Origin of the sequence: Ornithinibacillus halophilus (genome assembly GCF_900129485.1) — a bacterium.
In the GTDB taxonomy this organism is placed as follows: Bacteria; Bacillota; Bacilli; order Bacillales; family Amphibacillaceae; genus Ornithinibacillus; species Ornithinibacillus halophilus.
In genome coordinates this window covers 1-24,900 of the sequence record NZ_FQVW01000042.1, presented here as the reverse complement: position 1 = coordinate 24,900, position 24,900 = coordinate 1, and the positions used below count along the sequence as shown (strand labels likewise).

The following is a 24,900-nucleotide window of genomic DNA, read 5'->3' as shown; positions in this document are numbered from 1 at the left end:
CCTACCCCCTCGAGGTCTTAAGTCAATCCTCTCTGTGGCAAAGAACGCCACGCCGAGGCTCGACTTAAGCTTGTCGGGGGTGACCAAGGCGCTTGTGCTTTTCTTGTTAAATTACATATTTTTCTGAAACTTTCATACGATGGTAATCGTATTCATAGTATAGCAAATCGTTTTTTAGGAGGCGAAATCATGGATTATGAAAGTGGAGGAATTGCCTTTGTTGGCTGTATGTTTCTAGGACTGGGGATTGGAATGATATTCGGGAACGCAGGTGCTGGTGTTTTAATAGGTATGGGTGTGGGTTTCTTAGCAATGGCGCTATTTGGTTTAATCGGACGAAGAATGTAAAATTCAACTATACATTACCTACTTAAAAAGTGTGGGGAGAATTCATGTGTGTTTAGTAATGTTTGGGGGTAGTAATAGAACATGATTTTCATAGGTTGTATGTTTCTTGGTATTGGGATAGGTATGTTATTTGGTCATACTGGTGCAGGTGCATTAATAGGTATGGGATTGGGCTTTTTACTTTCGCCCTATTTCGATCGTCGGAGGTAGGTTATAAACAAGTTAATAGGTTTAGTCATAACGTTCAGGGCAGAGGTCCTGGGCGTTTTTTTTATAAATATGGGTACGAATTGTTAGCATATTTTGATTGACTTTTGACTATAATGATAATATACTACATTACAACACTAATGCACTATGTTGGTTTGAGGGGAGGCCCCATTAATATGTTAAATACAGATCATACGAAACCAATATATATTCAAATTGCAGAATGGTTAGAAACAGAGATCTTAAATGGCAATCTGAAAGTAGATGAGAAAGTTTATTCACAGTATAAACTGGCAGAGATGTTTACTATAAATCCTGCTACAGCAGCGAAGGGACTTAATTTGTTGTATGAAGAGGACATCCTTTATAACAAGAGAGGACTTGGAAAATTTGTAACGAAAGACGCTAAGGAAATCATTGTAAACAAGAGGAAAAATCAAAAGCTTAAAAACTTAATTGAAGAGCTTGTTTTAGAATCGGAGCGTCTGGAAATGAGAGACGGAGAATTAATGGAAATGGTTCAAGCGGTAATAATGGAAAAGAGGGAGGAAGGGAAATGAATGTAATTGAATGTAAGCAATTAGTCAAAATGCAAAGAAATCAAAAAACATTAGATCATGTAAATTTTTCAATTAAGGAAAATACGATTACAGGTCTAATTGGGAGGAATGGTGCTGGGAAAACAACACTATTAAAAATTATCGCTGGATATTGGCGTAAAACAGCAGGGGACATAAATGTCTTTGGAGTTAACCCTTTTAATAGTTTATTTGTTTCTGCTAATACCATCTTTGTCGATGATCAAATGAGTTTTTCTAATTCCTTATCCTTACTTGATTTACTTGAAGAAGCTGGACGATTCTATCCTAATTGGGATATGTCCCTAGCAAAGCGTCTATTTGATTATTTTGGATTTTTACCGAATCAAATTCATGAAAATTTATCTAAAGGAAAGAAGAGTACCTTTAATATGATTATAGGTTTAGCTGCCCATTGTCCACTTACCATATTCGATGAACCTACTACTGGAATGGACGTGTCGGTTAGGAAGGACTTTTACCGAGCATTACTAAAAGATTATTTAGAGCACCCTCGAACCATCATAATTTCTAGTCATCACTTAGAAGAGGTAGAGGATTTACTGGAAGACATTTTATTAATTAAAGACGGAAGAGTACACCTTCACTTAACGGTAGATGGATTTAAGGAATATGCTGTTGGCTTACGAGGTAACTCCGCTTTGATTTATCAGTTGGTAAATGAAGAGGATGTTCTTTACACCAATAGAGTTGGAGGAGAATACGTCATAGTGAAAAATACATTTTCTCACCAACAAGCGAAACGGTTAGGTCTAGAAATTTCTCCTGTAACTCCTAATGACCTATGTGTTTATTTAACAAACACAACAAAGGGAGGTATTGATGATGTCTTTAAAACAAGTTAGTGAAAGTAAAATTATAAAGAATCAGTTGCTTTTTAAATTAAATTCATTTACAGGTGTTTTCACCTCAATGCTAGCCTTGCAATTGCTTGCTATTTTTATGTCGTATTATGGCAGTAGTAGCATGGGTGGGGGAGGCGTATATGGTATCTCCTATACATTTAGTTATTATTCGGCTAATGTAGTCATTGCTTTCACTTTTCTTTGGATTTTTGTTAATTCCATCTTAATTACGACAAGAGCATATAAAGAAGATGATTTTCATTTTGTGACGAATCGAATGACACAAAACCTATCCAATATCCTTTTTCTGTTCGTTGCAAGTTTAATAGGTGCAGTAACAGCCATGTTATCTAGTTTCTTAGTGAAGATATTAATCTATTTCTTTAAAGCGACAAAAGGGAATTATTTGGCAGTGGATTTAAATGCACTAGAATGGTTTACTGGATTGGCCGCAACAATACTCATTTTATTTATGTTAGGTTCTTTCGGTTATTTCATTGGTATATTGGTTCAGTGGTATAAAAAATTGGCTATAATATTGCCTGTTGTTTTAATCGGAACAGTTATGGCGTTGGCTTCACAAGGACATTATATCTTACCAGAAATCATTGAATTTTATTTTATGGAACATTCGTTTATTGTCTTCTTACTAAAAGTCATTGGTAGTGCAGGAGTGTTGTTTGCTGCTGCCATACTCATTTCTAATCAACAGGAGGTAAGAAAATGAGTGCATACGTACTTATACCGTTAATCATCCCTTTGATAGCTATATTTGTAATATTTTTACTCATAAACAGAAAAGCAAAATCATCTCTGCGTAAAAAAGGGATATATGTCACTTTAACAGGATATATATGTATATTGCTTCTTGCCTTAGGAGTTTATCTTTATTTACCGAAAGAGGAGTATCCTACTACAGGCGACATTGAACAATCGGAGGAGCCAAACCTTTATTTAATGGCTGAGGAAGGAAAGTTCTCTGAAATAGAAGACTTTAAAGTGAAAAGTTGGGAGTTTTCAAGAACAAAAGACCGTTTAGAAATTCTATTAAAATATATTGTTGGAGAAGGACCAGAAGTTTTTGTTGAAAAAGTAGATACAGATTCAATTACTGTTGATTTATATCGGTCTCGGTCTATTTTGAATGGAAGACATGATATAACTGATGAAATACCAGTACCGAAAGTGGATTTAACTTCAGATATGTTGGTAATTACACAGCAAGAAGCACAATTGAAATTTTACGGATTTAATAATGAATTTCCTATAGAGCAATTCTCAGATGCTCATTTTGATCCTGGGAATCTAGGTTCCTCTTTCGGTGGAAATGTTGTATATATTCGTGTGCCAGAAGATTTAAATGTTGTTTACGATAACCAAAATGATTTTGGGATACGAATGATTGTTAGATGAACCAATCGCACATTTGCGGGCTTTTGATTCCCGATTTATAATTATTCGTATTCTCGACCTTTTTTAAAGTGGCCCGTTACATGCGGGATAAATAGGTCAATATGGAAATTATGTGAAATAACAAATAACCAATTCCAATGGTTCTTAATACACTAATATTAGTTAGCATCCGTTATGGAGCATGGGGGTTTAAAGATGCACTATGAAAGAGCAGGGATTGCTTTTATTAGCTGTTTATTATTAGGAACCGGGATTGGTTTGTTATTTGGGAAGTTTGAAATTTTTGGTTCGATTGGGTTTGGAATAGGACTATTTGCAGTTGCCTTACTACGTATAAATTATAGAAAACCTATTAAACAAACGTTTGATTAATTTTGATCAAACGTTTGTTTAATGAAGAAGGAATTAAAAGAAGTTGTCTTTAACGACAACTTCTCAGTGTAACCCGTATGTAGCTGTATGCCCGATTTATTTATTACTTTTTTTATCTTGATAGAAATAAAATGCATCCATTGCTAATGTAACACCTTGGGAATAGGCAGCACCTCCACCAAGAGCAGCACTGACAGCAATGGTTTCCATTAATTCTTCTTCATTAGCCCCTTGTTCGACAGCCCCTTTGGCATGGTAGATGATGCAATATTCATCCTGGGCATAGATGCTAATACCAAGAGCCATCAATTGTTTATGCTTTTGACTGACAGCTCCTGGCTCAAAGCTTCCTTCTGTAAATTTATAGTATCCTTTTACTGTTTCAGGTAAATATTTCTCTAGTTGGCTACTTCCTTCCTTGTAATCAAGAATACTTTGGTCAAAATAATTATCCAATTCTTCAGCATTATGTTCCATAATCATCCACTCCATCTTTTCCAATTTATAAACCTACATAGTATAGGCTTTATAATAATTAGAAAAATATGTATGATTAAATGCTAAAATGTTATTTTTCTTCTTTTATTTCTTCATAATTTCCATACTCATCACCGTAATATTTGTTGTATCGGTCTTTAAACTTATTATATAGATATGTTATTAATACTTTCAAGATAGCGTATCCTGGAATACCAAGGATAACTCCAACAACTCCAAACAGATTACCAGCTACCAATAAGACAATAACAATCGTTAGTGGATGAATTTTCATGGTTTTTCCCATAATATTTGGAGAAACAAAGTTCCCTTCTAAGAATTGGACTGCGATCCATACAAGAGCTAATTTTAATAGCATGAATGGGGAATCCACTATTGCGATAATTATTGCGGGAATAATGGCGATTGTCGGTCCTAGGTATGGAACAACACTGGTTATAGCAGCAATAATTGCCAAAATGATGGCATATTCTAGTCCAATTATTAAATAACCTATGAATAATAATATTCCGATACATGATGCAACAATAATTTGGCCTTGAATATAAGAGCCTACTTGTACATCCATGTTATGTAATATATGTTTCATATCGTTACGATATTTTGGAGGGAGTAGTTTAATAAAATATCTTTTAAATCGCGTTCCATCTTTTAATAAAAAGAAAAGAATGATTGGGAAAGTAACTAACGCAACTACCACATTAGTTAATGTACTGGCCACATTTCGAACACCTTGATAGGCATCACCAATATATGAACCAATCATACCTGGTATATCACTAAAGTTAGAGATAACCCAATTATATCCCTCTTCATAATATGGGCCTAGGAATGAGTTTTCTACCCAATCGGTAAAGTTAACAAACATTTGACCGACGTAAGAAGGAAAATTATTTACAAAACTTGTAATCTGTACTTCTATAGTTGGAGCAGTTAGTAGTATAACTCCTGTAAGAAGTCCACTAATACCAAGGATAATAATGATAATTCCCCAAATACGCTTTATTCTTAGTCGTTCTAAAAGATCTACAATTGGATTCAGCAAGTAAAAGGCTATGAATGCTAAGATAATTGGTGGTGCAATTGTTGCTATTATGACAAAGAAAGGATGAAAAATAAAAGATATTTTGTCATAGATAAAGATTGAAATTCCTAATAGAATAATTATTACCAAGCCAAATAATAAATCTTGTCCACCAAGAAATTTCATAAATCGACTCTGTGATTTCATTTAGCATAATCTCCTTTGCAAATATAGGAAAGCATTCAGAACTGTGTAAATATCTAAGCTAATTAGTACCCATACTAATTCACTTTCACTTTACTATCAATTATATTGTAAACTTTCAATTATTACCAATATAAAAAATTAAACAAACGTTTGATTGAAAACCTCAAATTTATCTGTTTTATAGTACTTAACTATTAATTTGGTTCAATATTTTAAATATGCCTTTAAATATATTTAAAAACTAGCTATCTGTACGTGTTATGGAATAGAAACAGCATATTTTTTCGCATGTAAGGATGTAACTTGATTTATATAAGAGGAATATATTGAATGTTATTCAATACAAATAATAGTAAATGCTTTTAGCAGATAGACACAACAGAAACCATTACTTACTGTAATTGAAATAATAATGTATACTATAGGATAAAAAATGTGATAAATGATATCCTTTTATAGTAATTTTAATCACAATGGACATCTTTCAAGAAAAAAGTTGGGATTTTTGATATAATAAAAAAATAGTACCTCGTCCATAAAAGGAGGATATTCCGGCTTGAGTATGAAAGCTAAACTTCAAAAAGATGTAATGCGTACTTTAAAGCAAACTAGTAGAACGTTTTACATTCCTATCACTTTATTAAAACCCAAATTAAAACATACAGTTGCCTCTGCTTACCTTTGTATGAGAGCAGTTGATGAAATTGAAGATCACGAAACATTGGATATGGAAGTAAAGACCCGTTTGTTACGAGAGACTAGTGATCTGTTATTAACTAGTCCCTTCAATAATGAAAAGTATTTAGAATTACTGGACCCATATAAGGACCAATTACCAGAGGTTACTTTACGACTGGGAGATTGGATTGAATTCTGTCCATTAGAAATAGTAAATAAAGTTACTGCTTCTACAAGTGAAATGGCAGATGGTATGGCAAAATGGGTAGAAAAAGATTTCGTTGTCAAAACCAAAGAAGATTTGGATGAATACACATATTATGTAGCAGGACTAGTTGGTGTGATGTTATCTGATATATGGGGATGGTATGATGGAACAGAAACAGACCGTGAACTAGCTATCGGGTATGGTAGGGGGTTGCAAGCCGTGAACATGCTGCGTAATCAAGAAGAAGATGCTGAACGTGGTGTAGGATTTTTCCCTGAAAATTGGAATCGCTCTGATATGTTTCATTATGCTGAAAGAAACCTTGACAAGGCAGATTTATATATAAAAGATATCAATACAAAGAATATTGTATTGTTCTGTAAAATTCCTCTTGCTTTAGCGAAAAAGACGCTACATGCAATGAATAGTGGCAAAGAGAAGATGTCACGTCAAGAGGTGGAAACAACTGTCGAACAAATTCTAAAGGAAGAATAGTTTGATGACGCGGTTGGTAAAATTACTAACCGTGTTTTTTTTCGCCTATTTTTTATAGATTATATAGGTATTGTTCCATTAATATATGGAAAAATATATAAAAACCTGTTTCTAACAGGCAAGGAGGAAAAGTGTGGATTTTAAAAAAGAAAAAAGAGGATTAGATTGGCCGGTCTTTATTTTTAGTGGAGGATTCTTGGTAATTTTTATTTTACTTTCCTTTATTAATAATGAAATGGTCGATAAAGCAATTTCAAGCCTGTTTGATCACTCAGCAAATTTATTTGGGGCATACTGGCAAGTGCTGCTCTTGTTAAACTTCCTAATTGGACTTGGCCTAGCTGCTTCTAAGTATGGAAAAGTGAAGTTAGGAAGGCTAGACAAACCAAAATATAGCTATTTTAGATGGGTTGCCATGATTTTAGTAACCTTACTAGCAAGTGGTGGCGTGTTTTGGGCGGCATCTGAACCGATGTATCACTATATGACTACCCCTCCATATTATGGTGGAGGAGAGTTCAATAATATAAATGGAGCATTTGCACAAGCATTCATGCACTGGGGATTTACTGCATGGGCAATTCTAGGAACACTGTCAACAATCGTATTAATGTATGTACATTATAGTAAAGGATTGCCTTTACGTCCGAGAGGGTTACTTTATCCAATTCTAGGTGAAAAAATTTATAAAAATAGTGTGATTGGAACCTTGGCAGATGTATTCTCCATCATAGCTACTGTTGCAGGAACCCTTGGTCCACTAGGATTTTTAGGGTTGCAAATTGCGTATGGTTTGAATCATTTATATGGGGTACCAAACACTGTAACAGTAAGTGTTATTGTTGTACTAGCATTGACAGCTATTGCTGCGATTTCAGCAGCCACAGGTGTGGATCGAGGTATTTTAACTTTAAGTCGATATAATGTTGGATTTACTATATTTTTAGGATTCGTTATTCTTATTGTTGGACCAACGTTATTCATTATAGATGCATTTGTTGGTGGGACTGGAGTCCACTTACAAAACTTCTTTGGAATGAGTTTGTTCCGAGGGGATAATGGTTGGCTAAATTGGTGGACGATTTTCTTCTGGGGATGGTTTATTGGTTATGCTCCAATGTTAATCGTGTTTTTAAGCAGAATTTCTCGTGGTAGAACAATTCGTGAACTAATCATTGCTGTTTCGATAGTAGCACCACTAGTAAATAATTTTTGGTTTTCAATTGTTGGTGGTACAGGGGTGTTTTTTGAGAAGGAGTCACCAGGTTCTATTTCTAATGCGTTAAATGAAGGTGGAATGCCTGCAGCAGTAATGGCGATTACTGAGCAATTACCGATGGGAATATGGTTTGGAATAGGTTTTCTAATTGTTTCGATTGTATTTGTAGCTACTACTGTCGACACCATGTCATATACAGTTGCTGCAACTTTAACGGGAAGAGATAATCCTAAACGTTGGTTAAGAGTTTTCTGGGCTGGTATTTTTGGACTTACTTCCGTTATGATTTTAACAATTGGCGAAGACAGTGTAAGTTCCATTCAAAACTCAATTGTCATCACTGCAGTACCGGTTTCGCTATTATTATTACCACCATTATGGTATGCACCTAAAATTGCAAAACTTATGGCATTTGAGCAAAAGTTAATTTGGCAAAGAGAACTACAGAAAAAGATGGATAAGAAAAATTAGCTGTAAAAAGGGTCTGAAGTAATTTCAGACCCTTTTTGTTTTTCCATTAATGACTATTTAAAATGGTCTTTAAATAATGCTCTTAGCCCAAGATGTAGTAATGCAAGAGAAAATACTATAATGACAATTCCGCCAACTATTCCAAAAAAGGTAGCAATTGGAGCGGAGATTACAACAGATGTTGGTACATAGATCATTGCAAAACCGGCTAAGATACAAGCTAAATATAGATATACAAATCTTTCAGGCACAAATATCCCTCCTTTTGCATGTTCACTACAGTGTATGCATAAAAGAGGGGATTTGTATAAGGCAACTTAATTACAATTTTAATAAAGATGTTTACAGTTTAATAACATTGGAAAGAGTCAATATTGTTCAAATCGATTCCGAAATATACCCAACGATTTCTGCGCCATCTGAATCCAGCAATGGAATTACGACCAACAAATGTTGGGAAATACCAGAAAGAACCTCCGTTTTCTAACCAGATGTATGTGAAGCGGAATAAGCACCCACGAATTCCACCTGGGTCTACAGCGAACGTCTGGAATTGTTGCTTTTGTGGTGTAAAGCTAGGAGGCGGACTAGTTGGTGCACCACCAGATTGTGGTGTTCCACCTGGGAATTGCCCAGGCTGTCCTGGGAACTGTCCACTACCCGGGAATTGCCCAGGCTGCCCTGGAAATTGTCCATATTGGCCCGGGAACTGCCCACCTGGTTGTTGCCATCCATATTGATTTTGTGTACCTGGATATCCAAAAAATTGTCCTAATAAATATCCAGGAAGATTAAATTGTCTTTGATCGTCATATTCATGATAATTCACTCGTATTCCTCCCTAAAAGTGTACTCGTTTTAATATATGGGGAAAGAGTCTATATTGGGATAAATTCTTAAAGAATGGGCTGGTGTCAGGTACTTAAGAAAAATCGCAGAGCGCCCACTTTGCGAAGGAAGTCTCTCTAGTCGCAGGCGCTCGGAGCTAGACATCTCTGAAATTTTATACATTCTTATCTTTAAAAAAGTATTGACTCTAACGTTGCGTTATACTTTACAGTAATGAGTAAGAAGGGAGGCTAATATATGAAAGTAAGTGAAGTTGCAGAATTAGTTGGAATCAGTGTTCGGACATTACATCACTATGATGAAATAGGATTGTTAAAACCTGAAACAGCAACAGAGTCAGGATACAGAGTATATTCCGAGGAAAACTTAGAGACGCTACAGCAGATACTCTTTTTTAAAGAGTTAGGGTTTACGTTAAAACGGATTAAGGAAATTATATATAATCCATCTTTTAATAGAATGGAAGCACTAGAACAACATAAAAGATTGTTAATGGAGAAACGAAAGCGAATTGATCAGATATTAGCAACCCTTGATAAAACGATTAAACATTCGAAAGGAGAAATTACGATGAGTAATAAAGAAAAATTTAAAGGATTTGATTTTAGTAAAAATCCTTATGAAAAAGAAGCAAGAGAACGTTGGGGAGATAAAGCAGTAGATGATTCCAATGAGAAGATTAATAAATTGTCTAAAGATAAACAGCAAGCATTAGGAGAAGAATTCGATGCTATTTATCGTAAATTAGCATCTATTCGTCATGAATCACCTGATTCTGATATTGCACAAGAAGGAATAAAGGAATGGTATGACTACTTAAATAGGATTGGCAATTATTCATACGATGCATTTAAAGGATTAGGACAAATGTATGTAGATGATGAACGTTTCACCAAAAATATTGATAAGTATGGAGAGGGATTAGCGGTATTTATGCGTGATGCAATGGCTGTATATGCTGATAAAAGAAATTAATATATTGGGAAAGGAGTGCTTGAACTGATATAGTGTTCAGCACTCTTTGTCTTCATACGACACCTTCAACTATAATTTTAAATCCTCTCATAAGTAGCCAGATTTTTCATTTTTAACTCACTTTTTACAATTTAATAATGTATAAACACTATTATTATGCTATAAATAGTATAGTAGTTTTTAAACCACAGCAGGAGGAGTTATTTTGGAAAATGTGATTAGAGTAGAAGCGTTAGCTAAAGTATTTGGTAACCAAACAGCGCTAGAAAATGTTGATTTTCAAGTTGAAAAAGGAGAAACTTTTGGTTTTCTTGGACCTAGTGGAGCAGGAAAGACAACTACGATAAAAATACTAACAGGTCAGCTAATGCAGACTAGTGGTGAGGCATTTGTCTTTAATATACCTACTTCAGAACTAAAAAAAGGAATGCATCGAAAACGAGTTGGTGTTCTTACAGATAATAGTGGTTTGTATGAACGATTGTCCATACATGATAACTTAAAACTTTTTTGCGACCTATATGAAGTACCGAGAAGTAGAATTGAAGAAGTATTGGATATGGTTAACCTAACAAATGAAAAGAAGAAGGCGGTATCTAAGTTGTCAAAAGGGATGTTGCAACGAGTGTTACTAGCTAGAACTTTTCTGCATGAACCCGACTTATTATTCCTGGATGAACCTACTTCAGCGCTAGACCCGACAAACTCGAAACAAATTCATGATAGTTTAAGAAGAATGAATGAAAAAGGGACAACCATCTTTTTAACAACACATGATATGACGGAAGCTGAAACTCTTTGTAATCGGGTAGCATTTTTAAATAAGGGAAAAATCCAGTTGATGGATGAACCGAAAAAATTACGCCGTCAATACTCAGATAATACCGTTATTATCGAGTTAAAAGATGGAAGAGAATTGAAACGAACAAGTGGCCCAGAACATGCACAAGAAATCTATCAATATATGATGGATGATCAAATTGTATCGATTCATTCGGATGAGCCGACTCTTGGCGATATTTTTGTTGACATCACGGGGAGGGAATTAGTATGAGTTTCTCTTTAAAGCGTATTAATGCAATCTTTCAAAAGGACTTAAAAGATTTATCTAAAAATATGTACATAGGTTCTATTATAGTCCTCCCGATATTAATGGCTTTTTTATATAGTATTGGTGATGGGGAGACACCAATACTATTACATTATTTAGTAATTAACTTGGCACTTTCTTCTGTGACTGCATTTATTCAATGTGCCGTAATTGCAGAAGAGAAAGAGAAGAATACTTTACGTGGATTAATGCTGTCTCCTGCATCACTTACAGAAATTCTGACAGGAAAGAGCTTAGTTAGCTTAATTCTAACTGTAGTTACAATTGCTTTATGTATGGTGATAACTGGTTATGAACCGACTAATCTACCTTTAGTAATCTTAGCTATTTTTGTTGCATCGTTGTTCTTTTTAGCATTAGGTACATTATTAGGGCTTTTAACACGTTCAATCATTGAAGCATCGGTTGTTATTTTGCCGTTTATTTTTCTATTTGGGTTCGGCTCCATGGCTAAGCCATTCATAGAAGAAATTACATGGTTGAAATTTATGGAATACCTTCCTAATTCTCAGTTAGAAGAAATTGCATATGGAGTAGAAGTTGGAGCTGGTTTTAGTGATATCCTAGAAAACCTAGCAATAATTTTAGTATGGGTTCTTGTTGGAGTTATTTTAACCATCTTTGTTTATAAAAAGAGAGAACTAGATTAAACTAAAGAAAGAGGCTGCCTTTGAGGCAACCTCTTTCTTTAGTTTAGTTCTTTATCTAAAAATGCATAAAAGTCTACCCATTCATCAATTACTTTTGAGGTGGGTTTTCCAAGTCCATGACCTGCTTTTGATTCTAAACGAAGTATAACTGTTGAATTTGGGTCTGCCTTTTCCCATAATGTTGCTGCAAATTTCTTTGAATGTGCTGGTACTACTCGGTCATCACTTTCTGCTGTTGCAATTAAAGTCGGTGGGTATTTCTCACCTTCTTTAATATTGTGAAGTGGAGAGTACGAATATAGGAATGGAAATTGCTCAGGATTATCCGCACTACCATATTCAGGAATCCAATAGCGTCCAATAGTAAATTTATGATAACGTAACATATCGATTACTGGTACTCTACAGATCACTGCTCCAAAAAGGTCTGGTCGTTGAACCATACAAGCAGCAACAAGTAATCCGCCATTTGATCCTCCCATGATGGATAACTTCCCTTTATCTGTGTAGCGACTTTCAATTAACCATTCCCCTGCAGAAATGAAGTCATCAAAGACATTTTGTTTATTTTCTAGCATTCCTGCTCGGTGCCACTCTTCCCCATATTCTGTTCCACCACGGAGATTTGCAACAGCATAAACGCCACCTTTTTCTAACCATCTTAGAATAGCAGGGTTAAATGTAGGTGACATACTTATATTAAAACCACCGTATCCATATAGAATGACTGGATTTTGACCGTCTAGCTCTAACCCTTTTTTATGAGTTAGAAACATCGGGACCTTTGTGCCATCTTTAGAAGTGTAGAAGACTTGGTTTGTTTCAAACTCTCCTGTATCAATTGGTAACTCTGACTCAAAAGTAATCGTCAATTTTTCTTTTTGTAGGTTATATGTATACACTGTTGTAGGGTTAAGAAATGACGTAATACCAAAGTATAATTCATGGTCTTCCTTGCTTTTAGTTACATTCGTTAAAGATCCTAGTACTGGTAACTCGACTGATTGAGAGTACTCGCCACTTTTGTTAAAAATATGAATTTGATGATGAGCATCATGTAGAAGGGCTACAATAAACTTACCGTCCATGTACTCAACGTGATCTATAACATCTTCTTGTTCAGATATAATATCTGTCCAATTTTCTCTAGTTGGATTATCCGTGTCAATTGCAATTACCTTTCCGTTTGGAGCATCTAAGTTTGTTTTAAAGTAGAAGATGTTATTTTCATTCGTAATGTATTCGTACTCGGCATCTTGGTCATCTAGTAATTTTACTAAATTCTCCTCGCCATTTAATTTCTTAATATAAAAGCGATTTTCGGTTGCTGTACCTAGCATAACGTAAAGTAATAAGTACTTTTCATCAGCACTAATTAATGGAGAAAACATTAATTCTTTATCTTCTGGTTGTTCATGAATGAGTGTATCCTCACTTTGCGAGTGGCCTATTTTATGAAAATATACTCTATTATAATTGCTTTCATCTTCCTTTGATACACTACCTGGTTCAGGAAAACGTGCATAATAAAATCCCGAATTATCAGGTGCCCAAGCAGTATTTGTAAATTTGACATGTTTAATAACATCTTCTAAGTCTTCACCAGTATGAATATCTCTAATTCTAATTTCTTGCCAGTCACTCCCGTGAGTAGATGTCGCATAGGCAATATACTTCGCATCATTGCTTATCGAAAATCCTGTCATAGCAACAGTCCCGTCATCACTTAACGTATTAGGGTCAATGAGTACTTCATCTGTATCGTTTATTTTTTTATACAAAATAGCTTGATTTTGAAGACCATCATTTTTTTGGTAGAAAAGGATGTCTTTCACTTTTTTTGGAACAAAGTATTTAGGGTAGTTCCATAATTCCTCTAATCGTTTACGGTCCACTTCCCTAGTCGTAGCGTCAGAAAAATATGTATCACACTGTTCCATTGCTTGTTTTGACCAGTCTTGAGATCTGTCTGAATCGGGGTCTTCTAACCAGCGATATGGATCAGCGACTTTTGTGCCGTGAAAATCTTCTACAATATTATCTTTATACGTTGTCATTGCCATTCCTCCTTGATTAATGTTCTATACTAATATTTCGACAAAATTAAACCAATTCCTCTAAATTAGCTAGGATTCCTTTAATCATAATAATCCCATCTACATCATACAATCTAAAATCATAACCTATGTCAAAATTTAATCGATTGGGGGAAGCGTGGAGATGAGTCGTACAGGGGAAATTGTTTTAACGATTATTGGTGTTTTATGCTATGTGTTTACAGCACTAATGGGATTCGTTACAGTTTGGATGATGAGTAGTGATAATTTTGTAGAATTCTTATTCGGTGAAAATGTGGAAGTTGATGGAATTTATATGAATGATATTGATCAATTTTTGAGTGCTGTAGGTGCTGGAGGTTGGTACCTCGTTATTGTGTCAGTTATTGCTATTGTAGTAGGTGTCATTAGTATTTTTATGGTAAAGGGAAATAAGAATCCAAAAGCTGCTGGAATTATTTTAATCATTATTGCAGTGTTAGTCCTTGTAGTTAGCATAGGAGTAGGTGTATTTGGAAGTATCTTTTATCTCATAGCTGGTATCATGTGTCTGGTAAGAAAACCTGCAGAGCCATCTTAATATTTGGTAGAATGGTAGCAAGAGGTGGTAGGATGGGCCAAATATCTAAGAAAATGGCAAATTGGATTCAAAAGATTATTGGTGAAAAGTCTAATATAGTTTCTGTAGAACAAATGAAAGGCAGTACTTCTTCTATTTTGTATCATATACATGTTGAAGGTTATCGTTATAAGGAACTTGTTGTACGGCAACATAATAATTGGGAGTGGCTGAAGGAAGAACCTGATTTAGTTCTACATGAAGTTGGCAGCTTAGAATTAGCAAGTAAGGTTAGAATTCAATCACCAGAGGTTCTTGCATATGATCCAACAGGTGAGGAATGTGGTTCTCCAGCCATTTTAATGACGAAAGTTGTTGGAGATGTTAAATTAAAACCTAAGAATATGTCAAAATGGCTGGATAGCATGGCTGAGACGTTAGTGAAAATACATAGTATCGATGCAAAAGACTTTTCATGGAAGTATTTTTCATATAATCAAGTGAATCAAATTGAGGTGCCGTCATGGTCAAGCATCTCAAAGCATTATTGGGAGAAAGCATTAGAAATTGCACAGAGTCCTAGACCAGTGGAGCAGTATACGTTTATTCATCGAGATTATCATCCTACAAATATTTTATGGGAAGATGGCGAGGTATGCAGTGTAGTAGACTGGGTAAATGCCTGCTATGGCCCAAAAGGCGTTGATATAGGTCATTGTCGAATTAACCTTGCAATGCTATATAATGTAGAAGTAGCAGATGAATTCCTTGAAGCCTACATATCACATGCTGGAGAAGACTTTCAATACAATCCATATTGGGACATTGTATCGGTGTCTGATTTCTTGGTTGGTCCACCGGAAGTTTATCCTGGATGGAAGGCATTTGGTTTTACAGGGCTAACTAATGAAATGATTAAAGAGAGAATAGATAAATATGTAATGAGTTTAGTAAATAAATGAATCTTAACGGAGGTTACATCCGTATAATAAGATGAACTGTTAATGATAATATTGGGAGGTACTTCAAATGACAACGACAAGTGATGATCGATTATATGCAATGCTGCTTTATGTTTTAAGTTTTCCATTTACTGTTTTAGGACCATTATTAATTTGGTTGTTAAAAAGAGAACAATCGCCATTTGTTGACCACCATGGAAAGCAATACTTCAATTTCATCGTATCGTACTTTATTTATGGTATTATTGGAGCAATATTGATGTTCGTCTTGATTGGATTTGTAATCGTCTTTGCATTATCAATTATGGCCATTGTATTTACCATCATTGCGGCAGTAAAAGCATACCAAGGTGAATGGTACAAATTCCCACTCGTAATTGAATTTCTGAAATAGAATGAATATGGTTGTGGCGTCCTTTCCTTGTGGGGAGGGCGTTTTTTGATTTTTGTCAAAATTTGGTATAGAATGTATAATGATGAATATCCCCTTAATAAAGCCTCGTTTTTGCTGTGTTGTCGGTTCGGACATCTAATCCCTTATTAAAGAAAATATATCTTAAAACTCATAGTTATGGACATTTAGTACGTTATTTACTGTAAAAATAGCTTGTATCATAAGTTATTTTCTAATTAACGGAAAATATGTCCAATTTTGATAAAATTAGAGAATATTTATATGTATAAAGGATCGGATGTCCTCTCAAATATCTAAAAGAAAGGAAAATGGATTAATGAAAGGATTTGAAAAGGAATATACTCAATGGATTCAACAAAATATTCTAGAAGAGAAGAATCCAAGGCGACGTGAATTGTTAGAGAAGGGATTAGGTCATGGAACCGTTCAATTTCTTAAATATATATGGTTCCCAGTAGTAGGAAATTTTGATCACCTTTATCCTGAATGGGAAGTACGTGATCTGAATAATGGATACCGTTACCTTGATTTAGCATACATGCCGGGTGGGGTAAAAGGCTGCATCGAAATTCAGGGATTCGGTCCACATGCAAGGGATATTAGTGTGGCTAGATTTAAAGACTTATGTTGGCGTCACTCATTATTAGCTCTAGATAATTGGACAATACTTCCGATCGCTTATCTTTCAATTATAGATGAGCCAAAAAATGTCAGCAACTTATCTTGTCCTTCATCGGTAAATTTATCTCAACAAACACTTCTTCACCAAATCTGAATTGGGTTGAAACTGAAGTAGTTCGTTATGCTAGACGGGTACTTCGTCCAATTACTCCCCTCGAAATTGCTTCACATCTAAATATAAGTGATCGACATTCAAGAAGGATATTACATAATATGGTTGATTCACAAATATTACTCATTGCTAGTGGAAAAAAACGTGCCCGTAGTTACAAGTTAAATAACTTTCGGACAAATAGTACCCTATTTTAACCGAGATAGTAGTTTTAAAGAATAATAGGACATTTATTCCTTTATTTAATAAAAATCACGTTAAAATTAGTTAAATTTTGATATATAACGGAACAGATGTCCACAAATCAAAATATATGCAAAATCCCACTACAATAACGGAATAAATGTCCCTTAAACTCAAACAACCAACCCCCACCCCAAAAACCCTACCTCAAATCTTCTCTAATCTTATAATTCAATGCAATTAAGGAGAAGACTAGCATGACAATAATGGCTACACTGAACACATGAATGAAATCACCTAGGTTATTGAAATCTATTGTTCTATTAGTAATAGTGTTTACTAATAAATATGATGTCAGATTCAAGTCAGTTATAAGTGATTCCAATACACCTAGGACCATTCCAAAAACATTTAATACAAGTGCGATACTTATTACAATACTTGCAATGATATTTCTCATAATGATGGTGATGCAGAGAATCATGATAGAAAATGACCAATGAAGTACAATCTGACCGATTAATAGTTTAACAAAATACCCAATATCACCAATTGTTGCCTGTTCAAAGAAAATAGTTCTTCCGATTAAATCGGAGAGAATGAAAACCACAAATATAAATAATGTAAATACCCCTTGGATTAAGATTTTGGAAAGAACTGAATTTATCCGTGCTCTACTGAGGGTAATGTAGTTTTTATAAAAGCCTGAGTTATATTCACTCATATAGAAATAAACAGTGAATACTGCAATGTAAATCATAACCCATGAAGGTGTCTGGGCTAACATTGATTGAATAAACTGGCTTTCATTCATTGCACTAGTAAGCAAGCCCCCATGTTCTGTTGGTTCTTCGTATTGATTAATCATAAAAATGCCAAATATTTGGAAGGCAGAGAATACCATTAGTAATACATACATCATTTTGTTTGAAATAAAGCGGCGAAAGTCCATTTTAAAAAGATTAACCATGGGCTGTAACCACACTTTCTGTCCGCTCTAAAAAGTATTGCTCCAAGCTTTGCTTATGTTTCATGATAGAATGTACTGATATCCCATTTTCAACTAAGGCGTTAACTATCCGATAATTTTCAATGTGAGAATCGTAAATACACACAGTATGATCATTCATTACCTTGTAATTACCGATGTTTAGATGTTCTTCTAAAATAGGGGTAGCCATTTTTACATCGCTGACTTCGACTTCTATACGGTCTTCGCATTTCAGCAACAGTTCTTCTTTTGAATGGATCTCAATAATCTCTCCTTTATGAATGATGGCATATTTCGTGGCTACTTTCGATAACTCCTCTAGTATATGGCTAGAAATGATAATGGTAATTCCTTTCGAGTTCAAATCCAAAATTAAATTTCTAATATCAGAAATCCCTTGTGGATCTAACCCATTGATTGGTTCATCTAGGATTAAAACATCTGGGCTTCCCATTAATGCGATAGCTATCCCTAGCCTTTGCTTCATTCCCATGGAGTAATTTTTGACCTTGGTCTTGTTTGTGCGACTTAATCCCACCAGTTCCAGTAACTCGTTAATATGTTTTAGATGATCTTTTAATCCATATGACATTGCAACAAATTTGAGATTATCGTAAGCCGAATATTGGGGATACAATCCAGCATTTTCTATTAATAGTCCCATCCGTTCATAATATGGGTGATTAGCATTCATTTCACTGTTAAATAAATGAATTTTTCCGGTTGATGGGTAAACCAATCCCCCAATCATCTTTAATAAAGTTGATTTTCCGGCGCCATTTTGACCGATTAATCCAAAAATCTCACCCTTGTATATTTTAAAATCAGCCTGTCGTACTGCTAAAGTAGACTTAAATTTTTTCGTTAATTGGTTCACTTCGATTATGACGTTAGACATTCTGAACACCTCCTATACTATAAGTTAGCAAACAGAAGCAAATATACCGTCAAGGAAATGTTAAGAAAGTTCTAAGAAATGTTATGTGCTTAATCTAAAACCAATTCCCCAGACAGTATCAATATAATCTTCATCAGTGTAATGCTTGATTTTATTACGGATATTACTAATATGAACCGTGAGTGTTTTGTCTTCTCCTAAATATGTTTCATTCCATGCCAGTTCGTAGAGATCTTGTTTAGTAAAGACACGGGTTGGGTTTTTCATCAAGAGTTCAAGAATCTTAAATTCTTGTCTAGTAAGGTTCAACTCATGGTTTTTAATATAAACACTTATGTTTTCGCTATCTAGCAGTAGATCTTTATATTCATATAGAGCATGTTTGGTGTTGGTATTTCTTTTTAACTGAACATGAACTCTGGCTAACAACTCTTCCACCGCAAAGGGTTTAGTGACATAATCGTCGGCACCTAATTCAAATAATTGTAGCTTATGATCTAGTTTTTCTTTGGCAGATAATACAATTACAGGGGTTTCATAATTTAATTCCAATCTTAAATACTTCATGAAGGCTTCTCCAGATAAACCTGGTAACATGAGGTCCAATATAATAAGTTCATACATCTGATGCGTAAGGTTTATTTTTCCTTCGGTGCCAGAGTAGGCCTGTGTACATGCGAAATTTTCTTTTGTTAGCACATCATAGATGATATTGTTGATATGCTCATCATCCTCGACAATCAATATATTAACCTGCTTCTTTTCACCGACCATGTTCATTCTCCTTCGCATGTTTATTAAAAGTCACACTAAGACAAAATTCATTGCTGTCCAATTTAGCATGAACAGTACCATGCATCATTTCCACAAGAGATTTAACGATAGAAAGTCCAAGTCCAGAAGAGTGTTTGGTGCGTGATGGGTCTTCCTTATAAAAACGTGAGAATACTTTATCAGGGTTAAGTGATTGGTTTGCTTTTAATCTATTAGAAAACTGAAAGACTATTTCCTCTTGATTTTCTTCACAATCAATAGCTAACGTTCCTTCCCCATGCAGAAAATAATTTCTAATAATGTTTTCCCATACCCTTTCAAGTGCGCCTTCATTACTTAGCGCATAGATTGGTGACTCTGGAAGATTAAGGATAGGTTCGTGACCAATTTTTGAAAATTCATCAATAAATGAGAAGAGATGTTTTTGAAGTACATTAATCATATCGATAGAATGTAATTCCAACACATAAACTTGATTTTGTAATTTTGTATATAAAAATAACTCATCAACAAGTGTTGTGATTTGTTTAATTCTATCCTGAGCCTTCGCAATATATTTTGTTTTTTCTTCATTCAGTTGGGAAAGTTTGGCTAATTGAAGATAGCCGTCTAGTGAGGTAAGTGGTGTTCGTATGTCATGGGATAAGTTAACGATGGTTGCATTAACTTCATTATTTTTCTTGATGAATTTTTGATTTAGATCTCTTTGATTACTAAGTAATGTATTACATAGAGTAGTTAATCGGTGGATTTCTTGGGGCTTGAGTTGTGTATGAATAAATTTAAATGAATTATTCTTGGATATGAAAGATAATTGATTTCCGATATCTTTAATTTGGTTTTTATAATACAAAAGGTAAACGGTTTGAATAATTAGTAAGACAGATAATAACATAATTAGGGTAATCAGCATTTCGGTTCACTTCCCTTCTGTCATCATTATATCTGTTTGAGTAAATAATTGAAATAAGAATATTCTTATTAATCTAACAAAAAAAGCGACACTATCCAACGTGTCGCTTTTATACTATATGGAGCATAGCGGGCTCGAACCGCTGACCTCTACACTGCCAGTGTAGCGCTCTCCCAGCTGAGCTAATGCCCCTTTACACCCTTTATTATAAAATCTACAGCTGCATTTTTCAACAAATTAACGTAGTTAAATATACTTAGAGATATTATCTAGTATAAAATAACTGTTTTGAGTGAATTGGTAGTTAGATAGGATTATTTTGCTAAGAATTTACATATTCTTAATGGTAACGAACCAAATTATATGCAATATTAAAAGTGTGTTAGATTCAAAGAAATCTAACATACTAATTTTGCAATTGGAGGGTACTATGAAAAAATCAATGGTAGGAAAGCTGTTCAATCTAGTTCTTATTTTTGCAATTGTTTTCATGAATTACTCGACAGTGTTTGCTCTAAATTCTTCGACAGAGAATCAGCAACTAGAAGCAGAAGATTTATTTATTTCAGAGTATATTGAGGGAGGTTCCTTTAATAAGGCCATAGAAATCTTTAATGGAACAGGAACTTCAGTTAATCTGTCAAACTATCAGCTAGAGTTGTATAGTAATGGGGCGACAGAAGCCAGTCAGACACTTGCTTTAGAGGGGACTCTAGAACATGGTGATGTTCTCGTTTTAGCACATGGAAATGCAAGTGAAACAATATTAGCTGTAACGGACATTGTTAATTCGGCTGTTATTAATTTTAATGGTGATGATGCATTTGTCCTTGCTAAGAATGGAGAGACAATTGATGTATTAGGAGAAATTGGCGTACGAGAAGATTATGGAAAAGATAAAACGTTGGTAAGGAAGTCTTCCATTTCTGCTCCAGATGCCAATTATGATGAATCACAGTGGGACGTGTATGCTAAAGATACGTTTGCATATCTTGGACAGCATATAATGGACGGGGTTGACCCAGGAGAGCCTGGGGAACCAGGAGATCCAGGAGAGCCCATTGATGAGAATACTATCTATGAAGCTCGTAATCTGAGTGATGGAACAACGGTTACGGTAGAAGGTATTGTATTAGCTAACAATACTGCACTTAGTAATGGTTCTCAATTTACAACGTATATCCAGGATGATACAGCGGGAATTAACTTATTTGCTTATGAACAGAGAGACCTTCCAGACCTTAAAAAGGGTGATGTAGTAAAAGTTACGGGTGAACTAGATTCGTATAATGGGTTAAAAGAAATCATCCCGACTACAATTGAAGTGTTTGATACCAATCAACCATTACCTGAAGTTCAACAAATTTCATTGGAAGACCTTCAAGATCCTGCAATTGCAGAAACATATGAAGGGGAACTTGTACAAGTGAATGGGTTTATTAACAACATCCCTGAAAGCCCTGCAGGTGGTGGCTATAATGTATCATTAATTGATTCAGATTTTAATGGAACGACCTTAAGGGTGATGGAAAATGCCTTAGATATTAGCGAAGTACAATCGCAAAAATGGTACAACATAACAGCGATTGTTAGCCAATATAACACGTATCAACTTCTGCCTACAGAGCAAAGTGATATTCAGTTGGCTGAGGAACAACCAGATCCGCCGTCTGCTGAGGGATTATACCCAGCAAAAGTTGATCGAATTACTGATGGTGACACAATTCGAATCCAGGACCCTGTATTCGGTGAAACAAGAATTCGTTTTGTAAACATGGATACTCCAGAAACATATCCAGCACGTAACAGTGATCCTACTAGACAAGAAATAAATGAGAATCAAAAACACCATGGTGATATGGCTACTCAGTTTATAAATACGTTAATCCAGCCTGGTGATGAGATTTTATTGAAAGTCGGAGATCAACCAACAGATGACTATGGTCGAATACTAGCGGAAGTTATTCGTCAAGAAGATGACTTAAATATAAATTTAGAAATGGTAAAAGAAGGATATGCCGTATCCTATTTTATCCCACCATTTAATGAGGACGTATATCCTGACTATCAAGCAGCGGTAAAGGAAGCTAAAGACGCTGGTCTTGGTATTTGGAATCCTGACAATCCACTTCTTGAGTTACCTTTTGCCTTTCGTGCGAACGATGATCAAAAAGGATTTTTACGATATGTTGGGAACTCAGATACGATGGAATATGTGGAACCAAATTACTGGGAAGATGTTCCTGTAGAAAAACGGATCTTTTTCTCAAGTGCAGAAGAAGCAGAATCCTATGGGTATCGTCCAGAAGGTCAAGAGGATGAAAATCTTCTGGAAGTTCAAATATTAAGCATGAATGACCTCCATGGAAAAATTGATCAAGAGTATAGTCTTGACCCTGATGGAGATGGAGTCAATGATATGTATGGACGAATGGATTATACAGCAACTGCAATAAAAGAACGTGAACTAGAAAATGAAAATACGTTAATTGTTCACGCAGGTGACATGATTGGTGGAAGTTCACCTGTTTCAGGATTACTGCAAGATGAGCCGACTGTTGAAATTATGGAGGAAATCGGTTTTGATGTTGGGACTGTTGGAAACCATGAGTTTGACGAGGGATTGGATGAATTACTACGCATGGTTAATGGTGGAGACCATCCAGAAGGTAAGGGAACAGAAGAATATGATGGAATGAATTTCCCAGTGCTTTGTGCAAACTGTGTGTATGAAGATAGTGGGGAACAATTTTTAGATGCTTATCACATTGAAGAAGTTGATGGTGTTGATATTGGGTTTGTTGGAGTCAACACAACGGAAACAGTGAACATGGTTATGCCAAGTTCATTAGAGAATGTTGCCTTTACTGATGAAGTAGCAGCTGTTAATGATGCAGTTGATGAATTAACAGACCAAGGTGTTGAAGCAATCATTGTATTAGCGCATATGCCAGCATACCAAAATGGAGAAAGTGCTACTGGGGCAGCTGCAGATTTAGCCGTGGAAGTAAATGATGCAGTTGATATTATTTTTGCAGCACACAATCATCAAGTAAATAATGCTATTGTTGATAATAAATTAATCGTTCAGGCATCTGAATATGGTAAAGCATTCGCTGATGTTGATATCATAATAGACCGTACAACTGGTGATATTGTTGAAAAAGAAGCAGAAATAGTTTTTGTGAATCAGAGTAATTATACTCCAGATGAAGTAGTTGAAGAAACGTTGAACTACTATGCAGAATTGATTGCACCAATTGTTAATGAGGTTGTAGGATACAACGGCCAGGAGTTAACTGGTAGTTATACGAATGGAAGTGACCACGGGCTGGGTAACTTAATTACGGATGGTATGAAATGGACGATGGAAAGTGACTTTGCCATGACAAATGGTGGAGGAATTCGAGACATTCTATTAGAAGGTCCAATTACTTGGGGTGAGCTGTATAATATTCTCCCATTTGGAAATACGTTACAAATGTTTGAAATCAAGGGAGAAGATTTATTCCCTATTCTAAATGAACAATTATCCCAATATGGATCTGATTATAGCATAGCTGGCTTCCGCTATACCTTTAATCCGGAACTTGAACAGGTTGTTGATATCACGCTTCCAGATGGTACTCCAATTGATAAACAGGCAACTTACACATTAACGGTTAATAACTATATGGGAACATCAGAGGGTCCTATCAAAGACTTAGGGAAAAATATGGTGATGGGTCCAGAGGATATCGAAGCATTTGTTGATTATGTGAAGAGCTTAAATAGTTCTGAATCGAATCCAATTCTGTATGGTCCAGAGGGTAGAATATCTACTACTGATGATGAACCAGGTGATGAGGAAGAGCGCCCAATTGTAGAAGTAGAGCCTAAGAAAAATCACGGAACAGCAACGGTTCATACGAAAGACTTGAAAGACTTAGAGCATGGTGTTCAAGTGGTAATCAACATTTACAATGAGAAAAAGCCAAGAAAATTATTACTAAACAAAAAGCAAGTGGATTTACTAAAAGAAAAGGAAATACTGTTAGTCGTCACAAATGGGACAGTATCGGAAACGATTGAAATGACCGAAGTAACGGATAAAGTATTAAAGGTTAGTTTAGAAGATTAATAATATGAGAGGCTGGGACAAAAGTATTTTAATAAAGCACAAACCCGAACAATGTTATGTTTG

At 35.1% G+C, this 24,900-nt stretch carries 24 protein-coding genes, 1 tRNA gene and 1 pseudogene; 16 read left to right on the top strand and 10 right to left on the bottom strand.

What is annotated here, in order from left to right; genetic code table 11:
- Positions 1-189 precede the first annotated feature (189 nt).
- The 6 genes from BUB12_RS17915 to BUB12_RS17745 all read left to right on the top strand — a co-directional run bounded on the left by BUB12_RS17915 (position 190) and on the right by BUB12_RS17745 (position 3,787).
- The gene (locus tag BUB12_RS17915) at positions 190-348 is read left to right on the top strand and encodes a hypothetical protein (RefSeq protein WP_200801082.1); all 159 of its coding nucleotides are present in this window, start codon (positions 190-192) and stop codon (positions 346-348) included.
- Between the two features lie 386 nt (positions 349-734).
- Positions 735-1,118, top strand: coding sequence for a GntR family transcriptional regulator (locus tag BUB12_RS13835; RefSeq protein WP_072891519.1), 384 nt, complete (start codon positions 735-737; stop codon positions 1,116-1,118).
- On the top strand, positions 1,115-2,002 hold the full coding sequence (locus BUB12_RS13830; protein WP_072891518.1) for an ATP-binding cassette domain-containing protein: 888 nt from the start codon (positions 1,115-1,117) through the stop codon (positions 2,000-2,002). Before BUB12_RS13835 ends, BUB12_RS13830 begins: the two co-directional genes overlap by 4 nt.
- Complete coding sequence (locus BUB12_RS13825; RefSeq protein ID WP_072891517.1) at positions 1,983-2,729, top strand: hypothetical protein; 747 nt, start codon at positions 1,983-1,985, stop codon at positions 2,727-2,729. The genes BUB12_RS13830 and BUB12_RS13825 overlap by 20 nt, the downstream gene beginning before the upstream one ends.
- Complete coding sequence (locus BUB12_RS13820) at positions 2,726-3,415, top strand: hypothetical protein (RefSeq protein ID WP_072891516.1); 690 nt, start codon at positions 2,726-2,728, stop codon at positions 3,413-3,415. The genes BUB12_RS13825 and BUB12_RS13820 overlap by 4 nt, the downstream gene beginning before the upstream one ends.
- 195 nt (positions 3,416-3,610) lie before the next feature.
- Positions 3,611-3,787, top strand: a complete 177-nt coding sequence (locus BUB12_RS17745; protein ID WP_159431585.1) for a hypothetical protein — start codon at positions 3,611-3,613, stop codon at positions 3,785-3,787.
- A 96-nt stretch (positions 3,788-3,883) separates the two neighbouring features.
- On the opposite strand, the gene BUB12_RS13815 is transcribed toward BUB12_RS17745, so the two are convergent.
- A complete protein-coding gene (locus BUB12_RS13815) occupies positions 3,884-4,264 on the bottom strand; it encodes a carboxymuconolactone decarboxylase family protein (protein WP_072891515.1) in 381 nt (126 codons plus the stop codon).
- 91 nt (positions 4,265-4,355) lie between these two features.
- The gene (locus BUB12_RS13810; RefSeq protein ID WP_072891514.1) at positions 4,356-5,516 is read right to left on the bottom strand and encodes an AI-2E family transporter; all 1,161 of its coding nucleotides are present in this window, start codon (positions 5,514-5,516) and stop codon (positions 4,356-4,358) included.
- Positions 5,517-6,072: 556 nt separating this feature from the next.
- Here BUB12_RS13810 and BUB12_RS13805 point away from each other — a divergent pair.
- Both BUB12_RS13805 and BUB12_RS13800 read left to right on the top strand, forming a co-directional pair.
- Entirely contained in the window at positions 6,073-6,897 is an 825-nt protein-coding gene (locus BUB12_RS13805) for a squalene/phytoene synthase family protein (protein WP_072891513.1), read from the top strand.
- Positions 6,898-7,030: 133 nt separating this feature from the next.
- Entirely contained in the window at positions 7,031-8,587 is a 1,557-nt protein-coding gene (locus tag BUB12_RS13800) for a BCCT family transporter (RefSeq protein ID WP_072891512.1), read from the top strand.
- Positions 8,588-8,640: 53 nt separating this feature from the next.
- On the opposite strand, the gene BUB12_RS13795 is transcribed toward BUB12_RS13800, so the two are convergent.
- Both BUB12_RS13795 and BUB12_RS13790 read right to left on the bottom strand, forming a co-directional pair.
- Positions 8,641-8,838, bottom strand: a complete 198-nt coding sequence (locus BUB12_RS13795) for a hypothetical protein (protein WP_072891511.1) — start codon at positions 8,836-8,838, stop codon at positions 8,641-8,643.
- 98 nt (positions 8,839-8,936) lie between these two features.
- Entirely contained in the window at positions 8,937-9,416 is a 480-nt protein-coding gene (locus tag BUB12_RS13790; protein WP_072891510.1) for a hypothetical protein, read from the bottom strand.
- 257 nt (positions 9,417-9,673) lie between these two features.
- Between BUB12_RS13790 and BUB12_RS13785 the strand changes: the two genes are divergently transcribed.
- The 3 genes from BUB12_RS13785 to BUB12_RS13775 all read left to right on the top strand — a co-directional run bounded on the left by BUB12_RS13785 (position 9,674) and on the right by BUB12_RS13775 (position 12,172).
- Positions 9,674-10,411: a MerR family transcriptional regulator gene (locus tag BUB12_RS13785; RefSeq protein ID WP_072891509.1), complete on the top strand. Its 738-nt coding sequence runs from the start codon at positions 9,674-9,676 to the stop codon at positions 10,409-10,411.
- Between the two features lie 205 nt (positions 10,412-10,616).
- Positions 10,617-11,465, top strand: coding sequence for an ABC transporter ATP-binding protein (locus tag BUB12_RS13780; protein WP_072891508.1), 849 nt, complete (start codon positions 10,617-10,619; stop codon positions 11,463-11,465).
- Positions 11,462-12,172 carry an ABC transporter permease gene (locus tag BUB12_RS13775; protein ID WP_072891507.1) on the top strand — a complete coding sequence of 237 codons (711 nt, stop codon included), beginning with the start codon at positions 11,462-11,464 and terminating at the stop codon, positions 12,170-12,172. The genes BUB12_RS13780 and BUB12_RS13775 overlap by 4 nt, the downstream gene beginning before the upstream one ends.
- A 38-nt stretch (positions 12,173-12,210) precedes the next feature.
- Here BUB12_RS13775 and BUB12_RS13770 read toward each other — a convergent pair whose 3' ends face one another.
- A complete protein-coding gene (locus BUB12_RS13770) occupies positions 12,211-14,229 on the bottom strand; it encodes a prolyl oligopeptidase family serine peptidase (RefSeq protein ID WP_200801080.1) in 2,019 nt (672 codons plus the stop codon).
- A gap of 163 nt (positions 14,230-14,392) precedes the next feature.
- On the opposite strand from BUB12_RS13770, the gene BUB12_RS13765 reads away from it, so the two are divergent.
- The 4 genes and pseudogenes from BUB12_RS13765 to BUB12_RS13750 all read left to right on the top strand — a co-directional run bounded on the left by BUB12_RS13765 (position 14,393) and on the right by BUB12_RS13750 (position 17,155).
- Positions 14,393-14,809, top strand: a complete 417-nt coding sequence (locus BUB12_RS13765; protein WP_072891505.1) for a DUF4064 domain-containing protein — start codon at positions 14,393-14,395, stop codon at positions 14,807-14,809.
- Between the two features lie 53 nt (positions 14,810-14,862).
- Positions 14,863-15,750 carry a phosphotransferase family protein gene (locus tag BUB12_RS13760; RefSeq protein ID WP_234982720.1) on the top strand — a complete coding sequence of 296 codons (888 nt, stop codon included), beginning with the start codon at positions 14,863-14,865 and terminating at the stop codon, positions 15,748-15,750.
- Between the two features lie 67 nt (positions 15,751-15,817).
- Positions 15,818-16,144 carry a DUF4870 domain-containing protein gene (locus tag BUB12_RS13755; protein WP_072891503.1) on the top strand — a complete coding sequence of 109 codons (327 nt, stop codon included), beginning with the start codon at positions 15,818-15,820 and terminating at the stop codon, positions 16,142-16,144.
- A 337-nt stretch (positions 16,145-16,481) separates the two neighbouring features.
- Positions 16,482-17,155, top strand: a pseudogene (locus tag BUB12_RS13750) (transcriptional regulator).
- Positions 17,156-17,343: 188 nt separating this feature from the next.
- Here BUB12_RS13750 and BUB12_RS13745 read toward each other — a convergent pair.
- The 5 genes from BUB12_RS13745 to BUB12_RS13725 form a co-directional block, all read right to left on the bottom strand.
- Positions 17,344-18,063, bottom strand: a complete 720-nt coding sequence (locus BUB12_RS13745; protein WP_234982719.1) for an ABC transporter permease — start codon at positions 18,061-18,063, stop codon at positions 17,344-17,346.
- A gap of 40 nt (positions 18,064-18,103) precedes the next feature.
- On the bottom strand, positions 18,104-19,030 hold the full coding sequence (locus tag BUB12_RS13740) for an ABC transporter ATP-binding protein (RefSeq protein ID WP_072891501.1): 927 nt from the start codon (positions 19,028-19,030) through the stop codon (positions 18,104-18,106).
- An 81-nt stretch (positions 19,031-19,111) separates the two neighbouring features.
- Positions 19,112-19,804, bottom strand: coding sequence for a response regulator transcription factor (locus BUB12_RS13735; RefSeq protein ID WP_072891500.1), 693 nt, complete (start codon positions 19,802-19,804; stop codon positions 19,112-19,114).
- Complete coding sequence (locus BUB12_RS13730) at positions 19,794-20,717, bottom strand: sensor histidine kinase (protein ID WP_072891499.1); 924 nt, start codon at positions 20,715-20,717, stop codon at positions 19,794-19,796. Before BUB12_RS13730 ends, BUB12_RS13735 begins: the two co-directional genes overlap by 11 nt.
- A 119-nt stretch (positions 20,718-20,836) precedes the next feature.
- A tRNA-Ala gene (locus BUB12_RS13725) sits at positions 20,837-20,909 on the bottom strand.
- A gap of 238 nt (positions 20,910-21,147) precedes the next feature.
- Between BUB12_RS13725 and BUB12_RS13720 the strand changes: the two genes are divergently transcribed.
- Positions 21,148-24,837 carry a 5'-nucleotidase C-terminal domain-containing protein gene (locus BUB12_RS13720; protein ID WP_072891498.1) on the top strand — a complete coding sequence of 1,230 codons (3,690 nt, stop codon included), beginning with the start codon at positions 21,148-21,150 and terminating at the stop codon, positions 24,835-24,837.
- The last annotated feature ends 63 nt before the right edge of the window (positions 24,838-24,900 follow it).

Excerpts from the sequence above, each read along its gene's own strand:
- BUB12_RS17915 (WP_200801082.1), top strand. The coding sequence starts at position 190 with ATGGATTATGAAAGTGGAGGAATTGCCTTTGTTGGCTGTATGTTTCTA.
- BUB12_RS13835 (WP_072891519.1), top strand. The coding sequence starts at position 735 with ATGTTAAATACAGATCATACGAAACCAATATATATTCAAATTGCAGAA.
- BUB12_RS13830 (WP_072891518.1), top strand. The coding sequence starts at position 1,115 with ATGAATGTAATTGAATGTAAGCAATTAGTCAAAATGCAAAGAAATCAA.
- BUB12_RS13825 (WP_072891517.1), top strand. The coding sequence starts at position 1,983 with ATGTCTTTAAAACAAGTTAGTGAAAGTAAAATTATAAAGAATCAGTTG.
- BUB12_RS13820 (WP_072891516.1), top strand. The coding sequence starts at position 2,726 with ATGAGTGCATACGTACTTATACCGTTAATCATCCCTTTGATAGCTATA.
- BUB12_RS17745 (WP_159431585.1), top strand. The coding sequence starts at position 3,611 with ATGCACTATGAAAGAGCAGGGATTGCTTTTATTAGCTGTTTATTATTA.
- BUB12_RS13815 (WP_072891515.1), bottom strand. The coding sequence starts at position 4,264 with ATGGAACATAATGCTGAAGAATTGGATAATTATTTTGACCAAAGTATT.
- BUB12_RS13810 (WP_072891514.1), bottom strand. The coding sequence starts at position 5,516 with ATGAAATCACAGAGTCGATTTATGAAATTTCTTGGTGGACAAGATTTA.
- BUB12_RS13785 (WP_072891509.1), top strand. The coding sequence starts at position 9,674 with ATGAAAGTAAGTGAAGTTGCAGAATTAGTTGGAATCAGTGTTCGGACA.
- BUB12_RS13775 (WP_072891507.1), top strand. The coding sequence starts at position 11,462 with ATGAGTTTCTCTTTAAAGCGTATTAATGCAATCTTTCAAAAGGACTTA.
- BUB12_RS13770 (WP_200801080.1), bottom strand. The coding sequence starts at position 14,229 with ATGACAACGTATAAAGATAATATTGTAGAAGATTTTCACGGCACAAAA.
- BUB12_RS13765 (WP_072891505.1), top strand. The coding sequence starts at position 14,393 with ATGAGTCGTACAGGGGAAATTGTTTTAACGATTATTGGTGTTTTATGC.
- BUB12_RS13760 (WP_234982720.1), top strand. The coding sequence starts at position 14,863 with ATGGCAAATTGGATTCAAAAGATTATTGGTGAAAAGTCTAATATAGTT.
- BUB12_RS13755 (WP_072891503.1), top strand. The coding sequence starts at position 15,818 with ATGACAACGACAAGTGATGATCGATTATATGCAATGCTGCTTTATGTT.
- BUB12_RS13745 (WP_234982719.1), bottom strand. The coding sequence starts at position 18,063 with ATGATGTATGTATTACTAATGGTATTCTCTGCCTTCCAAATATTTGGC.
- BUB12_RS13740 (WP_072891501.1), bottom strand. The coding sequence starts at position 19,030 with ATGTCTAACGTCATAATCGAAGTGAACCAATTAACGAAAAAATTTAAG.
- BUB12_RS13735 (WP_072891500.1), bottom strand. The coding sequence starts at position 19,804 with ATGGTCGGTGAAAAGAAGCAGGTTAATATATTGATTGTCGAGGATGAT.
- BUB12_RS13730 (WP_072891499.1), bottom strand. The coding sequence starts at position 20,717 with ATGCTGATTACCCTAATTATGTTATTATCTGTCTTACTAATTATTCAA.
- BUB12_RS13720 (WP_072891498.1), top strand. The coding sequence starts at position 21,148 with ATGAAAAAATCAATGGTAGGAAAGCTGTTCAATCTAGTTCTTATTTTT.